General features: G+C 73.8%; 16 protein-coding genes. 6 read left to right on the top strand and 10 right to left on the bottom strand.

Going from position 1 to position 20,908, the window contains the following annotated elements:
* Nucleotides 1-5 precede the first annotated feature (5 nt).
* From IH50_RS0136300 to IH50_RS0136280, 5 genes are all read right to left on the bottom strand, one after another.
* Nucleotides 6-1,133 (bottom strand): SIS domain-containing protein, encoded by a 1,128-nt coding sequence (locus IH50_RS0136300; protein ID WP_030872623.1) that lies wholly within the window; start codon nucleotides 1,131-1,133, stop codon nucleotides 6-8.
* 75 nt (nucleotides 1,134-1,208) lie between these two features.
* Nucleotides 1,209-1,379 carry a Trm112 family protein gene (locus IH50_RS40495; RefSeq protein ID WP_078914225.1) on the bottom strand — a complete coding sequence of 57 codons (171 nt, stop codon included), beginning with the start codon at nucleotides 1,377-1,379 and terminating at the stop codon, nucleotides 1,209-1,211.
* A 359-nt stretch (nucleotides 1,380-1,738) separates the two neighbouring features.
* Nucleotides 1,739-3,106: a phosphomannomutase/phosphoglucomutase gene (locus tag IH50_RS0136290; RefSeq protein ID WP_030872619.1), complete on the bottom strand. Its 1,368-nt coding sequence runs from the start codon at nucleotides 3,104-3,106 to the stop codon at nucleotides 1,739-1,741.
* A gap of 72 nt (nucleotides 3,107-3,178) precedes the next feature.
* A complete protein-coding gene (locus IH50_RS0136285; RefSeq protein WP_030872616.1) occupies nucleotides 3,179-4,795 on the bottom strand; it encodes an L-lactate permease in 1,617 nt (538 codons plus the stop codon).
* Nucleotides 4,796-4,935: 140 nt separating this feature from the next.
* Nucleotides 4,936-5,358: a DUF3499 domain-containing protein gene (locus IH50_RS0136280; RefSeq protein WP_030872613.1), complete on the bottom strand. Its 423-nt coding sequence runs from the start codon at nucleotides 5,356-5,358 to the stop codon at nucleotides 4,936-4,938.
* A 283-nt stretch (nucleotides 5,359-5,641) separates the two neighbouring features.
* Between IH50_RS0136280 and IH50_RS0136275 the strand changes: the two genes are divergently transcribed.
* A complete protein-coding gene (locus tag IH50_RS0136275) occupies nucleotides 5,642-6,097 on the top strand; it encodes a metallopeptidase family protein (protein ID WP_078914227.1) in 456 nt (151 codons plus the stop codon).
* Nucleotides 6,098-6,347: 250 nt separating this feature from the next.
* Here IH50_RS0136275 and IH50_RS0136270 read toward each other — a convergent pair whose 3' ends face one another.
* The 3 genes from IH50_RS0136270 to IH50_RS0136260 all read right to left on the bottom strand — a co-directional run bounded on the left by IH50_RS0136270 (nucleotide 6,348) and on the right by IH50_RS0136260 (nucleotide 12,074).
* Nucleotides 6,348-7,865, bottom strand: a complete 1,518-nt coding sequence (locus tag IH50_RS0136270) for a DUF5719 family protein (RefSeq protein ID WP_030872605.1) — start codon at nucleotides 7,863-7,865, stop codon at nucleotides 6,348-6,350.
* On the bottom strand, nucleotides 7,862-11,563 hold the full coding sequence (locus IH50_RS0136265) for a glycosyltransferase (RefSeq protein WP_078914224.1): 3,702 nt from the start codon (nucleotides 11,561-11,563) through the stop codon (nucleotides 7,862-7,864). The genes IH50_RS0136270 and IH50_RS0136265 overlap by 4 nt, the downstream gene beginning before the upstream one ends.
* Nucleotides 11,564-11,810: 247 nt before the next feature.
* Nucleotides 11,811-12,074, bottom strand: coding sequence for a WhiB family transcriptional regulator (locus IH50_RS0136260; RefSeq protein ID WP_003975777.1), 264 nt, complete (start codon nucleotides 12,072-12,074; stop codon nucleotides 11,811-11,813).
* Between the two features lie 719 nt (nucleotides 12,075-12,793).
* On the opposite strand from IH50_RS0136260, the gene IH50_RS0136255 reads away from it, so the two are divergent.
* The 4 genes from IH50_RS0136255 to IH50_RS0136240 are packed head-to-tail and all read left to right on the top strand — an operon-like array spanning nucleotide 12,794 to nucleotide 16,647.
* Nucleotides 12,794-13,300, top strand: a complete 507-nt coding sequence (locus IH50_RS0136255; protein ID WP_030872599.1) for a cysteine dioxygenase — start codon at nucleotides 12,794-12,796, stop codon at nucleotides 13,298-13,300.
* 33 nt (nucleotides 13,301-13,333) lie between these two features.
* Entirely contained in the window at nucleotides 13,334-14,293 is a 960-nt protein-coding gene (gene cofD, locus IH50_RS0136250; RefSeq protein WP_030872596.1) for a 2-phospho-L-lactate transferase, read from the top strand.
* Nucleotides 14,290-15,591, top strand: a complete 1,302-nt coding sequence (locus IH50_RS0136245; protein ID WP_030872593.1) for a coenzyme F420-0:L-glutamate ligase — start codon at nucleotides 14,290-14,292, stop codon at nucleotides 15,589-15,591. The genes cofD and IH50_RS0136245 overlap by 4 nt, the downstream gene beginning before the upstream one ends.
* A gap of 54 nt (nucleotides 15,592-15,645) precedes the next feature.
* The gene (locus IH50_RS0136240) at nucleotides 15,646-16,647 is read left to right on the top strand and encodes a DNA-3-methyladenine glycosylase family protein (RefSeq protein WP_030872589.1); all 1,002 of its coding nucleotides are present in this window, start codon (nucleotides 15,646-15,648) and stop codon (nucleotides 16,645-16,647) included.
* A 593-nt stretch (nucleotides 16,648-17,240) separates the two neighbouring features.
* Here the strand turns inward: IH50_RS0136240 and IH50_RS0136235 are convergent.
* Complete coding sequence (locus IH50_RS0136235) at nucleotides 17,241-18,323, bottom strand: sugar phosphate nucleotidyltransferase (RefSeq protein WP_030872587.1); 1,083 nt, start codon at nucleotides 18,321-18,323, stop codon at nucleotides 17,241-17,243.
* A 96-nt stretch (nucleotides 18,324-18,419) separates the two neighbouring features.
* Nucleotides 18,420-19,805, bottom strand: coding sequence for a peptidoglycan recognition protein (locus IH50_RS0136230; protein ID WP_030872586.1), 1,386 nt, complete (start codon nucleotides 19,803-19,805; stop codon nucleotides 18,420-18,422).
* A gap of 129 nt (nucleotides 19,806-19,934) precedes the next feature.
* Between IH50_RS0136230 and IH50_RS0136225 the strand changes: the two genes are divergently transcribed.
* Nucleotides 19,935-20,696 carry a TIGR03089 family protein gene (locus tag IH50_RS0136225; protein WP_030872584.1) on the top strand — a complete coding sequence of 254 codons (762 nt, stop codon included), beginning with the start codon at nucleotides 19,935-19,937 and terminating at the stop codon, nucleotides 20,694-20,696.
* Nucleotides 20,697-20,908 lie beyond the last annotated feature (212 nt).

The raw sequence follows: 20,908 nt of genomic DNA, 5'->3' as shown, positions 1-20,908 counted from the left end.
CATGATCAGGCTCCCGAGGCGAGCGCCAGGTAAACGGCGGCGAAATCCGTGACGGCGATCAGTTCCGCGAGGGTCTCCAGCTCGCCGCCCGCCTCCGGTTCCAGCTCGCTGATCGGCGTGTCGTGGGTGAGCGCCAGGTCGCGGGCGGCGGGGGCGGCGGTGAGGCCGCCGATGGGGCGGTCGCGGAGCAGCACCACGCGCGCGTGCAGGGCGGGTGCTTCCTCGACGCGGTCGCGGAAGAAGTCGTCCGGGTCCGCGCCGGCGGCGAGCCGGCCGGCCAGCAGGGCACTGTGCGCGGCGAGCGCCTCGGGCAGTTCGGCGACGACGGCGGGGGTGCCGGACAGTTCGGCGAGCGCGGCCGCGAACCGGCGGCCGGCCGGGCCCGCCGAGACGCCCTCGGTCCATACGACGGGCAGCGCTTCGGCGAGTTCGGCGGCCAGGGTCTTGGCGGGGTTGCTGTACGTCGCGATGGCCGGACCGCAGCGTTCGGCGATGCCGTCGAGGCGGTCGGCGATCTTCTCCAGGGCCTCGGGCGGGGCGGTGAGCAGGCCGGTGCGGTCCAGGAGCGCGAGCAGCGGGGTGAGCAGTGCCCACAGGACGCCGGGGGCGGAGGCGGCGAGGGGCTCGTCCTGGTCGTAGGGCGCGGTGGCCATGGGGACGAACAGGCCGACGGAGCCGTTCACCGTCTCGGCGAGCGGGGAGCGGAAGGGGGCGACGGCGACGACGGTGCAGCCGCGGCGGTACGCCTGTTCGGCGAGCAGGGCCAGGCCCGGTTCGGTGCCGTCGGGGGTGGCGATGAGGAGCAGGTCCACGGAGCCGGCCCAGCCGGGCAGTTCCCAGCGCAGGGCGCCTGGGGCGGGGGCGACACCGGTGGGTGCGAGGCGGGTGACGGGGCTGCCGGCGCCGGCCAGGGTGCCGAGGAGGTCGGCGGTCTGGGTGGCGGCGGCGCCGGGGCCCGCGATGAGGACGGCGCGGGGGCGGCCGTCGGGTTTGAGGCCGTTGACGCCGGCCTCGGCAGCGTGCCGTGCGGCGGTGCGGACGCGGGCGCCGGCTTCGGCGGCGCCGCGGAGCAGGCCGCGGCGGTCGGCCTCGGCAAGGCCTTCCGGTGAGTCGAGCAGCGATTCGTCGAGCATGGGCGGCGGGCTCCGATCTCCGATCGGCGGGGCGTCGTCGGTGCGGTGAGTGTTGCGCCTTGCGCCTTGTGCCGGTTACGCGGGGCGGCGGGCCTCGTCCACGAGGAGTACGGGGATGCCGTCGCGGACGGGGTAGGCCAGGCCGCAGCTCTGGCCGGTGCAGATCAGTTCCGTGTCCTGCTCTTTGAGGGGGGAGTGGCAGGCGGGGCAGGCGAGGATTTCCAGGAGGCCGGCTTCGAGTGGCATGGGCGTTTCCTTCGGTGGGTGGATGTGCTGGTCAGGGTACCGCTGGTGGGGGTGGGCGGGGCTGTGCGGTGCCCCGGCGGGGGGCTGGGCGGGGGTGGGTCGTGCGGGTCGGCGTGTTGCGGGGTGCACCGTGCGTGGTGTGGGCCGGGGGTGTGCGGCCCCGGCGCGTGTTGCGGGGTGCCCCGGCGTGGGGGTGGGCCGGGGGGTGTTTGCGCTGCCCGGCGCTTGCGGGGTGCCTCCCAGGCCCTTGAGGCACTGGGGGAGGCACGACTGCCCGCGGAGGGCGGGGCACGCGGCTGCCCGCGGCTGACGTGGCATGCGGCTGTCCGTGGGGCTCGGGCTGTTGTTTGGGGCGGGGGTTATGACCTGATGAGGGTCAGGGCCTCGTCGCGGATTCTGGTCATCGTTGCCTCGTCCCGGGCCTCCGCGTTCAGGCGGAGGAGGGGCTCGGTGTTGGAGGGGCGGACGTTGAACCACCAGTCGGCGGCGGTGACGGTGAGGCCGTCCAGGTCGTCGAGGGTGATGCCGTCGCGGCCCTCGTACGCGGCCCTGATCGCGGCGAGGCGGGCGGTCTGGTCGTCGACCGTGGAGTTGATCTCGCCGGAGCCGGCGTAGCGGTCGTACTGGGCGACCAGGGCCGACAGGGTGCCCTGCTGCCCGCCGAGGGCGGCGAGGACGTGCAGGGCGGCCAGCATGCCCGTGTCGGCGTTCCAGAAGTCGCGGAAGTAGTAGTGCGCGGAGTGCTCGCCGCCGAAGATCGCGCCGGTCCTGGCCATCTCGGCCTTGATGAAGGAGTGGCCCACGCGGGTGCGCTCGGGGGTGCCGCCGTTCTCCCGTACGACCTCGGGGACCGACCAGGACGTGATCAGGTTGTGGATGACCGTGCCCTTGCCGCCGTTGCGGGCCAGCTCGCGGGAGGCGACCAGGGCGGTGATCGCGGACGGGGAGACCGGCTCGCCCCGTTCGTCGACGACGAAGCAGCGGTCGGCGTCGCCGTCGAAGGCGAGGCCGAGGTCGGCACCCTCCTCGCGGACCCGCTTGCGCAGGTCGACGAGGTTGGCCGGGTCGAGGGGGTTGGCCTCGTGGTTGGGGAAGGTGCCGTCGAGTTCGAAGTACATCGGGACGAGGGTGAGCGGCAGTCCGGCGAAGACCGTCGGGACGGTGTGCCCGCCCATGCCGTTGCCCGCGTCGACGACGACCTTCAGGGGGCGGACCGAGGTCAGGTCGACGAGTGAGCGCAGGTGTGCCGCGTAGTCGTCCAGCGTGTCGCGCCGGGTGATCGTTCCCCGGGGGCCGGCCGTCGGCTGCGGGGCGCCTGCGGTGCTCCACCGCTCGACGAGTTCACGGATGTCGGCCAGACCGGTGTCCTGGCCGACGGGGGCGGCACCCGCGCGGCACAGCTTGATGCCGTTGTACCGCGCGGGGTTGTGGGACGCGGTGAACATCGCGCCGGGGAGGTCCAGGGCGCCCGAGGCGTAGTAGAGCTGGTCCGTGGAGCACAGGCCGATCTCGGTGACGTCGGCGCCCTGGTCCGCCGCCCCGCGCGCGAAGGCGCCGGAGAGGCCGGGGGACGACGGCCGCATGTCGTGGCCGGTGACGACGGCACGCGCGCCGGTCACCCGGACGAAGGCGGCGCCGAAGAGCTCGGCGAGGGACTCGTCCCACTGGTCGGGGACGACTCCGCGCACGTCGTACGCCTTCACGATCTGCGACAGATCAGCAGCCACGGCCAGCCCTTCCGGAAGTCCTGTCGGTCACCACAAACTACCCGTAGGGGCCGGCCGGGACGCCGGGGAGGCTCAGGGCAGCATCCAGTCGAGCACCGCGGTGCTCTGGCCCACCACGATCAGGCACATCACGAGCAGCAGGCCGAGGCTCCAGGGCAGCACCTTGCGCAGCAGGTCGCCCTCGCGGCCGGCCAGGCCGACGGCCGCGCAGGCGATGGTGAGGTTCTGCGGCGAGATCATCTTGCCGAGGACGCCGCCGGAGCTGTTGGCGGCGGCGAGCAGTTCGGGCGACAGTCCGGACTGCTGGGCGGCGGTCACCTGGAGGGCGCCGAAGAGGGCGTTGGAGGAGGTGTCCGAGCCGGAGACGGCGACGCCGAACCAGCCCAGCACCGGTGAGAGGAAGGCGAGGCCCGCCCCGGCCGCCGCGACGAAGTGGCCGATCGTCGCCGCCTGGCCCGAGAGGTTCATGACGTAGGCGAGGGCCAGGACGGACGTCACCGTGAGGATCGCGAACCGCAGTTCGTGGACCGTCGCCAGCCACTCCTTGACCGCCACGCGCGCGTGCACCCCGATCACCGCCGCCGTGAGCACCCCGGCGAACAGGACGAGGGTGCCGCCGGTGGAGACGATCGGCCAGCTGAACACATTGCCGCCGACGGGCTCGCCGTCCGGGCCCGCGACGTCCAGGAAGGGCCAGTCGAAGGTCCGGGTGGCACCGGCCAGCCAGTCCTTCACCGCCGGGATCTGCGCGACGGAGAAGATCACCACGATGAGCGCGTACGGGGCATAGGCGCGCACCACCTCTCCGCGCGGGTCCTCCTCGTCCAGCTCCTCGCTGCGCGCGCCGGTCAGCACGGAGGTCCGTACGGCCTCGGTGGCGGGCACGCGCGCGTGCGGTACGGCGACCAGGGCGCCCGCGCCGGCCAGGGCGGCGCCGATGTCGGCGAGCTGCGCGGAGATGTAGTTGGAGGCGGCGAACTGGGCCACGGCGAAGGCGGCTCCGCAGACCAGTGCGGGGATCCAGGTCTCGCGCAGGCCGCGGCGTCCGTCCACCAGCCAGACCAGGACGAGCGGCACCACGAGGGCGAGCAGCGGGGTCTGGCGGCCGACGACGGACGCCACGGAGTCCAGCGGCAGGCCGGTGACCTGGGCGAGCGTGACGACCGGCGTGCCCATGGCGCCGAACGCCACCGGCGCGGTGTTGGCGACCAGCGCGACCACGGCGGCGCGTACGGGATCGAAGCCGAGGGCCACCAACATCACGGCGGAGATCGCGACGGGGGCGCCGAACCCGGCGAGGGCCTCCAGCAGGGCGCCGAAGCAGAACGCGATGACGAGTGCCTGGATGCGGGGGTCGTCGGAGAGGCGGCCGAAGGAACGGCGGAGGATGTCGAAGTGGCGGGTGCGGACGGTCATCCGGTACACCCACAGGGCGTTGACGACGATCCACATGATGGGGAAGACACCGAAGGCGGCGCCCTGGACGCCGCCGGAGAGCGTCTGGCCCAGCGGCATGCCGTACGCCAGGCAGGCCACCAGGACGGCCGCCAGCAGGCCGGTGAGGCCCGCGAGGTGCGCCTTCATGCGGACGCCGCCGAGCAGGACCAGGACGATCACCAGGGGCAGGGACGCCACCAGGGCGGAGAGGCCGAGCGAGCCGGCGACGGGTTCCAGTTCCTGGACGTACACGGGCGCCTCCCGGATTCCGCCATGCGAAAGCGATTTCTCGCCGGGTACCAACGGAATGGTCGTGTCCGCGACAAGGAGGCGTCAATGGGTGTGCGGGGGTTCGTGCGGCGCCCGGGGCGCGGGGAGGGGGGTCGCTCCGGTCAGTTGTCCGGGGAGCGGAGTACGCGCAGGTGGCCGCGGCGTGCGACCTCCATGGGGTCCGCGGTGCGGGGACCGCCGCCCGCTCCCGCCGCCCGCTCCTGCGGACGGGCCGCCTCGCGCACCGCGTTCGCAAGCGCTTCCAGGTCGTCTCCGCTGGGCTGGGCCGGGGCCGAGCCGTCGAGCAGGCGGACGACCTCCCAGCCGCGCGGTGCGGTGAGGCGCTCGGAGTGCTCCGCGCACAGGTCGTAGCAGTGGGGTTCGGCGTAGGTGGCGAGCGGGCCGAGGACCGCGGTCGAGTCGGCGTAGACGTACGTCAGCGTCGCGACGGCGGGACGGCCGCAGGCGGTGCGCGAACAGCGACGTACAGGGCTCACGAGGTTGGACGGTACCGCACTCTTGAGCGGGCCGCGACGACTCTCCATCAGGCCACTCCACCGTGTCGCGGTACGAAACGCCCCACATGCCCCTTTGTGGGCACCTTGCTGACCTGGTTCGACGCGGAGGGCCGGGGGGTTCGACGGTACTGATTTCGGTCACCAGTCGGTACAAAACCCGTCAATTGTCTTGAGATCATCGGTCTCGGAGAGATACGGAATCGAGCCCAACCTTGGCTGGAATGGTCATGTTGTGACATGCCGTGCGGGTCGGCCGGAAGGGGCGCGGGGATCGGGCGGGGTGGCGACGTGACGACTACGCTTCGCGGTGATGGACAGTTCTGTGACGCCCCGTGCCGCCGGACCCGGACCCGGCCCCGGCCCCCGACGCCGTGATCGCCACGGCCGGGGCATGCGTGGCCCGATCGCGCCTCCGCAGGTGCCGCTCGCCGCGAGCCGTGCGGAGACGTTCGCGGATCTCGTGCAGGACTCCGTGGAGCGGCTGGAGCGGCGGTGGCCGCAGCTGGCCGACGTCGATTTCCTGGTGCTGGACGTGCCGCGGCCGGGCGGGGGGGCCTGGAGCGATGAGGCGGTGCCGCTGGGCGGGACCGTGGCCGCTCGGGACGGGCGTCCGGCGCGGGTGGTGGTGTACCGGCGGCCGGTGGAGATCCGTACCAAGGGGCGGGACGAGCGGGCGGCTCTTGTGCACGAGGTCGTGGTCGAGCAGGTGGCGGAGGTGCTGGGGCTGACGCCGGAGACGGTGGATCCTCGGTACGGGGAGGACTGACGCCGGGTTCGGGGGCCGGGGGTGCGTTGTGGGGTGCCTTCGGCGTGGGGGGGTGGGCCGGGGTGCGCGGCCCCGGCGCCCTGCGTCGAGCGGGAGGTACCCCCATCGCCCACCCGTGCCGCCCTGGGGGTACCTCCCAGGCCCTTGAGGCACTGGGGGAGGCACGACTGCCCGCGGAGGGCGGGGCACGCGGCTGCCCGCGGAAGCGGCGGCAGGCGGTGGCCCGAGGCGGGTCCGCGCCGGGGTGGGGTCAGTTCTGCAGGATGGAGAGGTCCTCGTTCGAGTGGGGGACCGAGACCGTTCCGCGGTCGTCCGGGAGGGGCTGGACCGTGAAGAACGGGACGTCGTTCTTCTTCGTGGTCAGTGTCCGGGACGCGTAGACCGGTGTGTCCGACTGCGGTTCCACCGTGAGGGCGTAGGTGCCCTTCACCCCCGCCGGGACCGGTGCCTCGATGTCCTGCGTCGTGCCCGACTTGACCGTGTACGTCTTCGAGGCCTCCGTACCGCCCTCGGTGCCCGCCGAGGCCGTGACCTCGATCTTCGCCGTGCCCTCGGGAGCCGTCACCGAGAGCGTCGTGCCCTCGGCCGTGTTGTCCACGGACGTCGCGCGCGTGCCGACCGGCCGTGCCGCCGGGATGAAGGCGGACTCCTGGTCGTCCCCCTTGCCGCGCAGCACCCGTACCGCCGCCACGACCGGGACGGAGTCGTCCGCCGCCGTCAGGACCAGGGAGCCCGCCTCGCCGCGCGTGATGTCCTCCAGGTCGACGGCCGTCGTCATACCGCCCTTCACATGCAGGGTGTCGTGGCCGGCCGGCGTGATCAGACCGGACGGCGAGGCGAGGCGCACCTTCAGGTCGACGTCGGCGTCACCGGGGGTGAAGGCGACCAGGCGTACGGCGGTGGCGTCCTTCGGGAGACCGGGCAGGACCAGGCTGCCGGACGGGTCGGCCGCCGCGGACAGCCAGTCGCCGCCCAGCTTGTCGTCCAGGGCCTGGACGGCGGCGCCGACCCGGCCGCTGCGCACCACCACGTGCGCGGTCACATCGGTCTGCTTCTCCTCGGTGAGCGTCGACAGCAGGACCGGCTCGGTGGAGTGCGGCTGGACCGTGATGCCCTCCCCCACCGTCGTCTCCAGGGCGCCGTCCTTGCCGTAGAGCTCGATGTCCACGACCGCCGCCGAGTCGTCGGGGTTGGTCAGGTGGACGTAGTCGGTGCGGCCGGCGTCGGTGCTCGCGCCCGGGAACCAGAACTCCGTGTCCGGGGCCGTGCAGGTGACGCCGTGCAGGCCCCGGCCCGTGCCCGCGGTGACCGTGGTCGTCTCCTGCACGGTCCAGCCCGGCGCGAAGCGGCCCTCGGCGGTGCCGAGGAGGGCGGGGGACTCGCCACCGGTCGTCTCCCCGGTGACCGGCTTGCCGGGGTCCTCGGGCTCCAGTACGGGCTTCTCGGACTTGGCGTCCTTGTCGTCCTTCTTCTTGTCGTCCCCTGGCTTCGACTCGTCCTGCTTCTGCTCCGTGGCCGCCCGGAGTTCGGCCCCGCCCTCCTTCTCCGTGCCCTTCGTGACCGGGGTGAAGGACGTGTACGTCGTCTCGGCCAGGTCGGAGGAGCTGGGAGAGGGGCACACCAGGCTCGTGCGTTCCACGGGGAGGTGGGCCGCCGCCTCCGCCGTCCCGTCCGTGGCCGTGGTGTCCGGTGAGGACACCGCGGCGAAGCCGGTGACGGCGGCGAGCGCGGTCACGCCCGCGATCAGGGACAGGGTGGTGCGGTTCACTGCTGGCTCCCGTCGGGACGCTCACTGCCCGTGCCGTGGGGGTCGTACGACGTGTCGTAGCCCTGCGTGTAGGTCTGGTCGTAGCCCTGCGTGTAGGTCTGGTCGTACGCCGCCTGCTGGGTGCCGTAGGCGTACGGGTCGTACTCGCCGCCCTGCGGGTAGCCCTCCGCCTGGTAGGGCTGACCGTAGGCGTCCGTGGCGTACTGCTGGTACTGCTCGTCCGGGTAGGCGTCCGGGTACTGCGCCGCCGCGTCCCAGTCGTCGTGGCCGGGCTGTTGCGGGACGGGGGCGGGGGGCTGCTCGGGCGGGGCGGGGAAGTCCGCGGCGGGGAAGTCCTCGGCGGCCCCCGGCTCTCCGGTGCCGGACTCCTCCGCGGCCTCCGCCTCGGCCTCGGCCTGGGCGCGCAGGCGGCGGGCACGGCGGCCCTCGCCGGCCATGACCTCGGCGGGGACGGCCGGTTCCTCGGGCAGGTCGTCGTCGATGTCGCGGCGGCGGCCGGGCAGGGCCATGACGACGAGGACGACGGCGAGCAGGCCCTGGGCCCACAGCCAGACGGTGTGGCCGATCGGGTCGTCGTAGGTGACGTCCAGCGTGCCGCCGGAGGCGGGGAGTTCGAAGCCCTGGGCCCAGCCGTCGACCGTCGTGCGGGTCAGCGGCCTGCCGTCCAGGGTGGCGGTCCAGCCCTCGGCGGCGGTGTCGGCGAGGCGCAGGACGCGGCCCTCGGCCCCGTTCGGGATCTTGGTGTGGATCTCGACCGGGCCCGCCGCCACGGGCACGGGCTCGGCGTCGCCGGCCTCGCCGTCCTCGGCGTCCTTGGCGTTCTCGGCGGGGACGATGCTCGCGCGGGAGACCTGCCGGTCCACCCGCCACAGCGCGCCGCCCGCCTGCTGGCTGAGCCGGGACAGGCCGGGGGTGGCGTCCAGGACGCGGGTGACCTCGCGCGGTGCGCCCGGGTGGACGAGGACGTAGCGGACGGCGAAGCCGCCGAGCTGGTCGGCCTGGTCGGCGCCGGAACCGGCGACGAGGTTGGCGACGACCTTGTCGAGCCCGGTGTTCCCGCCGTCCACCGCGGCGGTCTCCGCGTCGCCCATGCGGGCGCCGGAGCCGCGGACCAGGACGTAGCCGACCCGGTCGGTGGAGTCGCTGTCGAGGACGAGGGTGCGGGCCTGGTCGCGGGTGCCGCTCTCCTCGGCGACGAACGCGGGCACCTGGACGGGGTCGCGCCGCTCGACCGGCCCGTCGGCGCCGCGGATCACCCAGCCGGCGACGGCGACCAGCGGGCCGATCGCGCAGGCGAGGGCGATCAGCGCGGCGACCGGCTGGCGCCAGCCGAAGCTCTGCTCGGCGACACGCGCGCGTGCCCCGTCGGCGCCGAGCGTGGCGGCGGCCAGGACGGCGATGCCGTAGACGAGGGTCGCGGGGCCCGCCCAGGCGGAACCGTTGGACAGGACCGCGAAGACGAGGCCCACCAGGGCCGCCGCCCACGCGGCGAGGATCGCCGTGCGGCGCTCGGAGCGGAGCAGGGCCGCGAGCGCGGCGAGCACCAGGCCGATGAGCACCAGACCGCCGACGGTGCCCGGGCCGCCCGGGCTCGCGCCGAGCAGGTCGAGGGCGGAGGCGGCGGAGGGGCCGTACTCCAGGCCCGCTTCCCGGAAGAAGCCGAACGGGAGGAGGGAGAGCGACCACGGGGCGAGGACCAGCAGGGGGGTGCCGAGCTGGGCCAGGAAACGCAGTCCGTAGGCCGGGATGTCGCTTCTGCGCAGGGCCAGGACGCCGACGCCGAGGACGGCGGCGACGGGCCACACGATCGGGGTGAACGCCGTGGCGACCGTCAGCAGCAGGGCGTACGCCCAGGTGGCGCGCCAACTGCCGCGGGTGCCCTCCGGGCTGGTGAGGCCGCTCGCGGCGACACCCGCGCGGGCGATCAGCGGCAGCAGGACGGCGAGTACGGCGGTGCCGATGCGGCCGCCGGCCAGGGCGCCGGTCGCGGCGGGCAGGAAGGCGTAGGCGACGGCCGCCCACGCGCGCAGCAGCCGGGACTCGACGAGCGGGCGGGAGGCGAAGTACGCGGTGAGGCCGGCCAGCGGTACCGAGCAGACCAGGAGGATCGTGACGGCGAGGCCGGTGGAGCCGAGCAGGAGGGAGGCGAAGGCCGCGACGATCGCCAGGTAGGGCGGTGCGGAGCCGGTGCCGCCGGCGCCCACGGTGTGCCAGGCGTCGGTGTAACGGGCCCACAGGTCGCCGGCGCCGGCGGGTGCGGGGAGCAGGGCGCCGCCCGCGAGCGCGCCGCCGCCGAGGAGCTGGCGGCAGGCCGCCAGGGAGACGAGCAGCAGCACCAGGAAGAGCACCGGCCCCGGCTTGCGGGCGATGCGCTTGAGCCGGGCGAACTGCTCGACCTCCAGGAAGTCGGCGTCGTCGCCGCCGGGTCCGGACTCGACGACGCCGCCATGACGTCCGGCGCCGGAGGCGGCTTCGGGGTCGGAGCGGCCGACGAGGCTGCTCGCGACCTGTTCCACGGTGACGCGGACGGTCGCGCCGGGCGGCGGGAACAGCGGCCGCATCTCGCCCTTGTCGGTCTGCGGACTGCCGCGGTGGCGCCGTCCGGCGAGGATCCGTTCGGGCCGCAGCAGGGTGCCCATGAGGCCGCGGATCTCGTCGACGGCCTGTCCGGGGACCTTGCCGACGAGGTAGGCGAGGGTGCGCAGCAGCGTGCCCAGGACGACGCGGAGCAGCACCCAGGGCAGGGCGGCCGTGCGGGCGTTGACGAGCAGGGTGTAGACGGCGCCCGCCTTGTCCACCTTGTGCGGGGAGGCGGAGGTGCGGCCCACGCAGTCGACGGTGCGGCGCTCGCGGGAGGCGGCCTCGGCGTGCCGGACGACCGCGTCGGGGGCGATCAGGACCCGGTACCCGGCGGAGTGGGCGCGCCAGCACAGGTCGACGTCGTCACGCATCAGGGGCAGGTGCCGGTCGAATCCGCCGAGCCGGTCGAAGACGTCGCGGCGGACCAGCATGCCGGCGGTGGACACCGACAGCACGGGCCGTACGTGGTCGTGCTGGCCCTGGTCCTGTTCGCGGCGGTCCAGACCGGTCCAGCGGCGGCCGGAGTTGGCGATGGAGACGCCGACCTCGAGGAGCTGCCTGCGGTCGTACCAGCCGCGGAGCTTGGGGCCGACGACGGCGACGTCGTCACGGCCGAGCTCGTACTCGTTCTCCACGACGCGCAGCAGCTGGGCCAGCGCGTCGGGTTCGGGCGCGCAGTCGTCGTGCAGCAGCCACAGCCACTGCACCGGCTCCCCGTGCGGGAGTTCCGGCAGGTCGTAGGCGTCGTCGCGCCAGCTGCGGGTGACCGGGTCCCAGCCGCTCGGCCGCTTCAGGTACGGCAGGTCGTCCGGCGTGAGGTGCGGGGCGCCGCGGTGGCACTCCTCGACCGCCTGGCCGAAGCCGGTGCGCCGGGCGAGGTGCAGCACGTGGTCGTCGCCGAGGGCCTCGGTGACCAGCCGGGCGGAGTCGTCCGCGCTGCCGGTGTCGGCGCCCATGGCGAACTGGACCGGGCGCTCCTGGCCGAGCAGTCCGGCGAGCGCGTCGGGCAGCCAGCGGGCGCCGTCGTGGGAGACGAGGACCGCGGTCACCACGTGACGCGGGAACTCAGGTGAGGCAGCGAGGTCTTGCCGGGCTGCCGTGTGGCTGTGCACGGACATCGAGGTACGGGCCCCGGTTCGGTGGTCTGGGGGGAACGCCTGTGCCCGATGGGGGCAGCGGGGCGTCTCGGACGAGCGACCACACTATCGGCAGATGGAAGCGGGGCGGCGCGGAGCGTCTCGATGAGGGGCGACGGGCGGGCGCGGAAGCCCGCCGCCTGTGGACAACCCACCCGCGACGGGCCGTAAGTGACATATATACGAAGTGGCGCGCGTGCTGCGCGTACGGCGGCGATGTGCCGGTCCGTCAGACGGCGGCCTTCTTCAGCCGGCGGCGCTCCCGCTCGGACAGGCCGCCCCAGATGCCGAAGCGCTCGTCGTTGGCGAGGGCGTATTCGAGGCACTCGGAGCGGACCTCGCACGCGAGGCAGACCTTCTTGGCCTCCCGGGTCGAGCCGCCCTTCTCGGGGAAGAAGGACTCGGGGTCGGTCTGGGCGCACAGTGCGCGCTCCTGCCAGCCGAGCTCCTCGTCCGCGTCGTCGACCAGCAGTTGCTGCACCAGCTCGGTCATGTGCGCCCCTCGTCCGTCTTTCGCGTCCCCGTGATCCAGCCGTTACCGATTCCGGCTGAACGACACGAGTGAAATTACAAGTGTGCTGCTCCGGGCGAGTCAAGCCGAGATCTGCTATTGAGCCCCTTATTCACTCTGCGGAACCAAGGCCGAGCGGAAAGTGTTGAAATCGTCCTAAACCTTGACACGCGTACGGGACCCTTGAGGGCTTCCGGCCCCCCGCAGAGCCTCTACGGGGAGGACGCCCCGGGGATCGATCTCGTTCCGACACCCGCACCGAAGCGAACCGGATCACAGTCGGATCACGGGATCGCAACGGCGTGCGGGGCGCCCGGCCGTGGGCACCATGTGTCCCGGGAAGCGGCTGAGCAAACCTTTCACCTGCGAGATGAACCGGATGAGGTGAACCATGTCCCACATACCGGGCGCCGAGTTGACAGTGGAGGAGTGAACCGCTGTCCTAGTGGGCATGCTCGCGAATTCGGCACTCACCTCGACCCGCTCCGCCGGGTTCCTCGGTGCTGCCCGCGCTCGCTGTAGCTGTCTCTGTTCCGGCTGTTGAGTCCCACGCGCTCCAGCCGCCGCTGAGTCACCGACTCGGCCGCTGTCTCCTTCGCTCCCACCGGGGCACCTCTCGCCGCCGCCGCCCGCGACCCGGGCGTGACGCGCCGCGACACCCGCACCCCCCACCGCTTCTCCGCCAAGGAACCTCCGTATCCATGAACAGCGACAGCGACCTCCAGATCGCCGGCGACATCCTCGAAGTCCCGCACCTGCTCCAGCCCCCGCGCGAGCACCCGGCCACCGTCGCCGAGTTCGCCGGCCTGGCCCGCTCCCTCGCCGCCGACCGCTCCCAGTGGGAGCACCTCGTCGAGTACGACGCCGGCAGCCGCTGGTACCACCGGCTGCGCACCGGCCCCGGCTACGAGGTGTGGCTGCTCTCCTGGGTGCCCGGCCAGGGCAGCGGGCTTCACGACCACGGCCGTTCCTCCGGCGTGCTCACCGTCCTGGACGGCACCCTGACCGAGCACACGGAGCGCGGCACGCGCGCGTTGACGGCCGGAGCGCAGCGCGTGTTCGCGCCGGGCTACGTGCACGAGGTCGTCAACGACGCCCTGGAACCCGCGGTCAGCCTGCACATCTACTACCCGGGCCTGACCGAGATGCCCATGCACACCACTGCCTCCTGCGAGGCGCGCACGGCACCCGGCCCGGTGACTGCCTGACGCGATGTCGTAGCGGCCTGCAAGGATGGCCCCATGCGCATTGTGGTTCTGGCAGGCGGCATCGGCGGTGCCCGTTTCCTGCGCGGTCTGAAGCGGGCCGTGCCGGACGCGGACATCACGGTCATCGGCAACACCGGGGACGACATCCACCTCTTCGGGCTGAAGGTCTGCCCGGACCTCGACACGGTGATGTACACGCTCGGCGGCGGCATCAACGAGGAGCAGGGCTGGGGGCGGACCGACGAGACCTTCCACCTCAAGGAGGAGCTCGCGGCGTACGGCGTCGGCCCGGAGTGGTTCGGGCTCGGCGACCGGGACTTCGCCACGCACATCGTGCGGACGCAGATGCTCGGCGCCGGGTTCCCGCTCAGCGCGGTGACCGAGGCGCTCTGCGACCGCTGGCAGCCCGGCGTGCGCCTCATCCCGATGACCGACGACCGCGTGGAGACGCACGTGGCCGTCGAGCTGGAGGGCGAGCGCAAGGCGATCCACTTCCAGGAGTACTGGGTACGCCTGCGCGCCTCCGTCCCCGCCGAGGCGGTCGTGCCGGTCGGCGCGGAGCAGGCGAAGCCGGCGCCGGGCGTCCTGGAGGCGATCGCCGAGGCCGATGTGATCCTCTTCCCGCCGTCCAACCCCGTGGTCTCCGTCGGCACCATCCTCGCCGTCCCCGGCATCCGGGAGGCGATCGCGGACGCGGGCGTGCCGGTGGTCGGCCTGTCGCCGATCGTCGGGGACGCGCCCGTACGCGGCATGGCCGACAAGGTGCTGGCGGCGGTCGGCGTGGAGTCCACGGCCCCGGCGGTGGCCGAGCACTACGGCTCGGGCCTGCTGGACGGCTGGCTGGTCGACACGGTCGACGCGGGCTGTGTGGAGCGGGTCGAGGCGGCCGGGATCCGCTGCCGGGCCGTACCGCTGATGATGACCGACGTCGACGCGACCGCGCGGATGGCGCGGGAGGCGCTGGCGCTGGCGGAGGAGGTGCGCGCGGCATGAGCGGCACGGGTTACCGGGTCCGGCCCGTGGCGGGCCTGCCCGAGATCCGCGAGGGCGACGACCTGGCGAAGCTGATCGCGGCCGCCGCACCGGACCTGTCCGACGGCGACGTCCTCCTCGTCACCTCGAAGATCGTCTCCAAGGCGGAGGGCCGGATCGTCGAGGCGACGGACCGGGAGGCCGCGATCGACGCGGAGACGGTGCGCGTGGTGGCCCGGCGCGGCACGCTGCGCATCGTGGAGAACCGGCAGGGCCTGGTCATGGCCGCGGCCGGGGTCGACGCCTCCAACACCCCCGCCGGTACGGTCCTGCTGCTGCCCGAGGACCCGGACGCCTCCGCGCGGGCGATCCGCGCGGGCCTGCGCGAGACCCTCGGCGTCGAGGTCGGCGTGATCGTCACCGACACCTTCGGCCGCCCCTGGCGTTCGGGGCTGACCGATGTCGCGATCGGCGCGGCGGGCGTCCGCGTGCTGGACGACCTGCGCGGCGGCACCGACGCGTACGGCAATCCGCTCAGCGCCACGGTCGTCGCCACGGCCGACGAACTCGCCGCGGCGGGCGACCTGGTCAAGGGCAAGGCGTCCGGCCTCCCGGTGGCCGTGGTCCGCGGACTGCCGCACCTGGTGGCGGCCGACGACGGCGAGGGCGCGCGGGCGATGGTCCGCGGCGCACGCGACGACATGTTCCGCCTCGGCACGTCCGAGGCGGTACGCCAGGCGGTGACCCAGCGCCGTACGGTACGGGCCTTCACGGACGCGCCGGTCGACCCCGGAGCCGTACGCCGCGCGGTGGCCGCGGCGGTCACCGCACCGGCCCCGCACCACACCACGCCGTGGCGGTTCGTGCTGCTGGAGTCGCCCGAGTCCCGCACCCGTCTCCTGGACGCCATGCGCGAGGCCTGGATCGCGGATCTGCGCCGCGACGGAAAGACGGAGGAGTCGATCGCCAAGCGCGTCCGCCGCGGGGACGTCCTGCGCAACGCGCCGTACCTGGTCGTCCCCTGCCTGGTCATGGACGGTTCGCACACCTACGGGGACGCGCGGCGGGACGGCGCGGAGCGGGAGATGTTCGTGGTCGCCGCGGGCGCCGGCGTGCAGAACTTCCTGGTCGCGCTGGCCGGGGAGCGGCTGGGCTCGGCGTGGGTGTCGTCGACGATGTTCTGTCGCGAGGTGGTCCGCGAGGTCCTGGACCTGCCGGCGGACTGGGACCCGATGGGCGCGGTGGCGGTCGGCCACCCGGCGGAGGAGCCGCGCCCGCGGCCGGAGCGGGACGCGGGCGGTTTCATCGAGGTGCGGTGAGGCCGGGCCTACCCTCATAGAGGCCCGGTTTCACTTCCACCCCTGGGATCTCTCGTGGCAGGACGTTTCGCACCCCGCCCGACTCGTACGACGGTGCGCGGCGGGCATGTCGCCGTGCCCGGGGGAGTTCCCCGGCCGGCGCCGGCCCCGGCCCGCGTACGGACATGGGTGCCGGAGGGTCCCCTGGACCTCGGGCTGGTCCTCGGGCCGCTGCGGCGCGGGCCCGGTGATCCGACGTTCCGGGCGCTGCCGGACGGTTCCGTGTGGCGGGCCAGCCTGACGCCGGCGGGCCCGGGGACGCTCCGGGTGACGGGGCGTGCCGGGGAGATCCGGGGGGAGGCGTGGGGGCCGGGCGCCGACTGGCTGCTGGACAGGCTGCCGGAGCTGCTCGGCGCCGCCGACGACCCGTCCGCCTTCGTGCCCCGGCACAGGCTGCTGGCGCTGACCCGGCACCGGCGTCCGGGGCTGCGGCTGACACGGACCGGGCTGGTGCTGGAGTCGCTGATCCCGTCGATTCTGGAGCAGAAGGTCACGACGGGTGAGGCGTACCGGGCGTGGCGGCTGCTGGTACGGAAGTACGGGGAGCCGGCGCCCGGGCCCGCGCCGGAACGGATGTCGGTGATGCCGGCGCCGCGGACGTGGGCGCTGATTCCCTCCTGGGAGTGGCACCGGGCCGGGGTCGACGACAAGCGGGCGTCGACGGTTCTGCGGGCGGTGCGGGTCGCCGCGCGGCTGGAGGAGGCGGTGGGGATGTCTCCGGAGGCGGCGCAGGCGCGGTTGGAGCTGGTGTCGGGGATCGGGCCGTGGACGTCGGCGGAGACCGTGCAGCGCAGTCATGGGGCGGTGGACGCGGTGACCGTGGGGGATCTGCATCTGCCGGGGATCGTGGGGTGGGCGCTCGCGGGGGACCGGTACGCGGATGACGCGGTGATGCTGTCGCTGCTGGAGCCGTATGCGGGGCAGCGGCATCGGGCCGCGCGGTTGATTCTGCTGAGCGGGAGGGTGCCGGGGCGGCGGGCGCCGCGGATGCCGTACGGGGATATCGGGCGGCTTTGAGGGTGGGCCGGGCCCGGTGTTCTGGGGCGTGGCCCCGTGCGCGTCACGGGGTGCCCCGTGCGTGGTGCGGGCCGGGCGCTCGAGCGGGAGGTACCCCCATCGCCCACCCGTGCCGCCCTGGGGGTACCTCCCAGGCCCTTGAGGCACTGGGGGAGGCACGACTGCCCGCGGAGGACGCGGCACGCGGCTGCCCGCGGATTGCGAGGCGTGCGGCGCTGCTGCCCGCGGAGGACGGGGCGGCGGTAGCACTGTAGTCGCGTGCGGCGGGGAGGGGACGAGGCGGGGGTGGCCGCCCGCAGTGGCCGGCGCGTCCGCGCCCCGGCCTCACCGAGAAACGTGATCCGCGCCGGTCCGAGGACGGACACCCCCGACGCGGCCCCGACCCACCCACCGGCCGTAGGCGCTGCCCCAGCCCCCACCGAAGCCGCACAGGCGCCGCAGGCATCCCACCCACCGGACCGCAAGCCCCTCACCCCCACCGGGGCGAACAGCAGCGCCGCAGGCGTAAGCCCCTCGCCCCCACCGGGGCGGACAGTCGCCCCGCAGGCACAAGCCCCTCGCCCCCGCCGGGGCGGACAGTCGCCCCGCGGGTGTCACTGGTCCGAGGAGAAGCGGACCGCTCCCGCGGGGATCGTCGCGTCGCACCAGACTCGGGCGCCCTCGCGGAGTTCGTTGCGGGGGCCCACCGTCGCGCCGTCGCCTATGACCGTGCCGGTGAGGACCGAGTGTTCGCCCACCCGTGCCCGCGTACCGATCAGCGAGTCGGTGATGACCGCGCCCGGCTCGATGACCGCCCCCGGCAGGATCGTGCTGCCGAAGACGCGCGCGCCCTCCGCCACGAACGCGCCCTCGCCCACCACCGTCCCGCCCGCCAGCTTCGCGCCCGGTGCCACGGTCGCCGTGGGCAGCACCAGCCGGTCCCCGCACCGCCCGGGCACCGCCGGCGACGGCGCACGCCCCAGCACCAGATCCGCCGACCCCCGTACGAAGGCCGCCGGGGTCCCCAGGTCCAGCCAGTACGTGGAGTCGACCATCCCCTGCAGATGCGCCCCCGCCGCCAGCAGCCCCGGGAACGTCTCCCGCTCCACCGACACCGCCCGCCCCGCCGGGATCGTGTCGATCACCGACCGGCGGAAGACGTACGCCCCCGCGTTGATCTGGTCGGTGACGATCTCCTCCGGCGTCTGCGGCTTCTCCAGGAAGGCGAGCACCCTCCCCGACGCGTCCGTCGGCACCAGCCCGTACGCCCGTGGATCGGTCACCTTCGTCAGGTGCAGCGAGACGTCCGCGCCGGTCGTCTCGTGGGCGCGCACCAGCGCCCGGATGTCCAGCCCCGTCAGGATGTCCCCGTTGAAGATCAGCACCGGCTCGTCCGGCCCGGAGTGCAGCCGGGACGCGACGTTCCGGATGGCGCCGCCCGTACCGAGCGGCTCCTCCTCCGTCACGTACTCGATGTGCAGCCCCAGGGCCGCCCCGTCGCCGAAGTACGGCTCGAAGACCTCGGCCAGATAGGACGTGGCCAGGACGATGTGCTCGACGCCCGCCGCTCTCGCTCGCGCGAGCTGGTGCGTGAGGAAAGGCACCCCGGCCGCCGGGACCATGGGCTTGGGCGTGTGCACCGTGAGCGGTCGCAGTCGCGTGCCCTTGCCGCCGACCAGGAGGATCGCTTCTGTCACCTGTCGTCTCTGCTTCCTGCCGGGACCGGCCGAACTGTCTTTCGGCCGGCCAGTGTATGCAGACCGGCTCCGGCAGGAAGGAGCGCCCGGCCCGCCTCAGCGGCCCTGGTAACGGGCCGCCGTGGAGCGCGCGGTGCCGAGCTTCTTGTAGAGCTTCCCCCCTGGGCACGAGGTGTTGAACCCGTCCCGGTGACCGGAGATCACGTTCAGTCGTACCTTCTTACCTTTTCGGTAGAGATTGCCACCGGCGGACTTCAGATATGTCTTGGCGCGCGGATTCATCCCGTGCAGTCCGAGTTTCCACGCGGTGAGCCGGGCGACGGCCTTCACGGCGGAGGAGGACGGCTTCTTGGAGCCGTAGGAACCGATCACCGCGATACCCGTGGTGTTGGTGTTGAACCCGAGGGTGTGGGCCCCCTTGACCGGCTTCGCCACTCCCCCGGCCCGGCCCTCGTAGATCCTGCCGCACTTGTCGACGAGGAAGTTGTAGCCGATGTCCCGCCAGCCCAGGCTCCGTACGTGGTAGCGGTAGAACCCGCGGATGAGCGAAGGGGCCTGCGCGCAGGTGTAGTTGTTGCCGGAGGCGGTGTGGTGCACGAAGGCCGCCTTGACCTTGCCGGTGTACACGAACCGCTTCTCCCGCAGGCTCTCGTCGGCTCCCCAGCCGCGCCGGGTGACGATGGCGGGGCGCGGCCCGATGTAGGGCTTGGCCCGCTGCCGCTCGGTCAGGTCGGCTCCGCGCAGGGCGAGGTACTCCTGCCGGGTCCGTTCGCCGTCCAGCGCGGGGATCTGCAGGGTGCCGAGCGGTGCGAGTGCGGAGTTGGCCGCGGAGGCGGCGGTCGCCTCGGCGCTCATGACGCCGGTGCGCGGGCCCTCCGGGAACCCGTCCCCCGGGTCGACGAGGTCGAGCCGCAGCCCGGAGGGCAGCAGCGAGTAATCATCGGCCCCGGGCTCGTCGACCCCCGTGCCCCCGCGCTCCTCCTCGTCCTCGGCGGGCTCCGGCAGGACCCGGATCTCCACCCCGTCCGACTCCCCCACCCACAGCGGTGCCGTGGCGCCGCGCACCCCGTCCGCGGTGCCCTCCGCGCCGCCCGGGTCGGCCCCGTGGTCGGCGTAGTGCGTCTCGACGTCCCGCCAGTCGGACCAGGCGCCGGTGCCGGCCTCCCGGGTGCGGACCTGGACGCGGCCGTGGAGTTCGGCGGCGGGGTCGTCCCAGACGACGCCGAGGAGGGAGAAGGGCCGTACGGCCCGGGGGGCGAGGCCGAGGACGGCGGCGCCGGAGGCACGGTCACGGGTGAGGGGTCTCAAGGGCAGCGACTGGGTGCTGCCGGGGACGTCGGGCCGGGCCGTCACCGCTGCGCGCGTGGCCTCTTCTGCCGTCGGCGCCGGTCTCGCGTCCGCCGCGGCGGCGGGCGGGGCGAGCGGGAGGGCGAGGGCGGCGGCGCAGGTGACACCGATTGAGGAAGCAAGAATTCCACGCATGCCCCTGAGCTTGGACACAGTCAGACAAATCTGTCCATCCGGGATGTGACGGTCCGTCGGGGCGCGTTCCCCCGAACCGGTGCCCCGGGCGGGCGGTGCGCGCGGGCGGGTCCGCGTACGCTTGCGCGGGTGAACGCCACCGACCGCACCCCTGCCGACCTGCTGAGTTCCGCGCTGGCCGCGGACCCGGGACGCCCCCTGGTGACCTTCTACGACGACGCCACGGGCGAACGCGTCGAATTGTCCGTGGCCACCTTCGCCAATTGGGTGGCCAAGACCGCCAATCTCCTTCAGGACGAGCTGTCCGTGGAGCCCGGCGACCGGGTGGCCCTGCTGCTGCCCGCGCACTGGCAGACGGCGGTCTGGCTGCTGGCGTGCGCGTCGGTGGGCGTGGTCGCGGACGTGGCCGGGGACCCGGCGGCGGCGGACGTGGCCGTGAGCGGGCCGGATCCGGAGTCGCTGGAGGCCGCGCGGGCCTGTTCGGGGGCCAGGATCGCGCTGGCGCTCAGGCCGCTCGGCGGGCGCTTCCCGCAGCCGCCGGAGGGTTTCGCCGACTACGCCGTCGAGGTACCGGGGCAGGGCGACCGCTTCGTGCCGTACGCGCCGGTCGACCCCGAGGAGCCGGCGCTGATCGTGGCGGGCCGGGAGTTCACCGGGGCGGAGGTGGTCGAACGGGCCCGCGCCGAGGCGCCGGAGCTCGGCCTGACCGGCCCCGGCTCGCGGATCCTTTCGGGGCGGCCGTACGACACGTGGGAGGGCCTGAACGCGGGCCTGTACGGGCCGCTGGCGACCGGCGGCTCCGTGGTGCTGTGCCGCAACCTGGACCGCCTCGGGGACGATGCCCTGGACCAGCGGGTGGAGAGCGAACGGGCGACGGTCATCGCCCGATAACGGCACCGCCACCCGCCGCACCGCGGAAGACACCGCCCACCCCGGAAAAGCGAACGGGCGACGGTCACATCGCCGTCCACCACTCACCCCACCACGGAAGAGACCACCCCACCCGGGAGACACACCACCCGTCACCCCCGGAAACACCCTTCGCCTCCCCGCCGACTGCTCACGCTTTTCCCCACAGCACCCCCCTGCCAGCCCCCCGCACA

The sequence above is a fragment of the Streptomyces sp. NRRL S-37 genome, from assembly GCF_000721605.1.
Classification (GTDB): Bacteria; Actinomycetota; Actinomycetes; order Streptomycetales; family Streptomycetaceae; genus Streptomyces.
The sequence above is the reverse complement of the archived record's forward strand: the minus strand, read 5'-3'. Positions and strand labels throughout refer to the sequence as shown.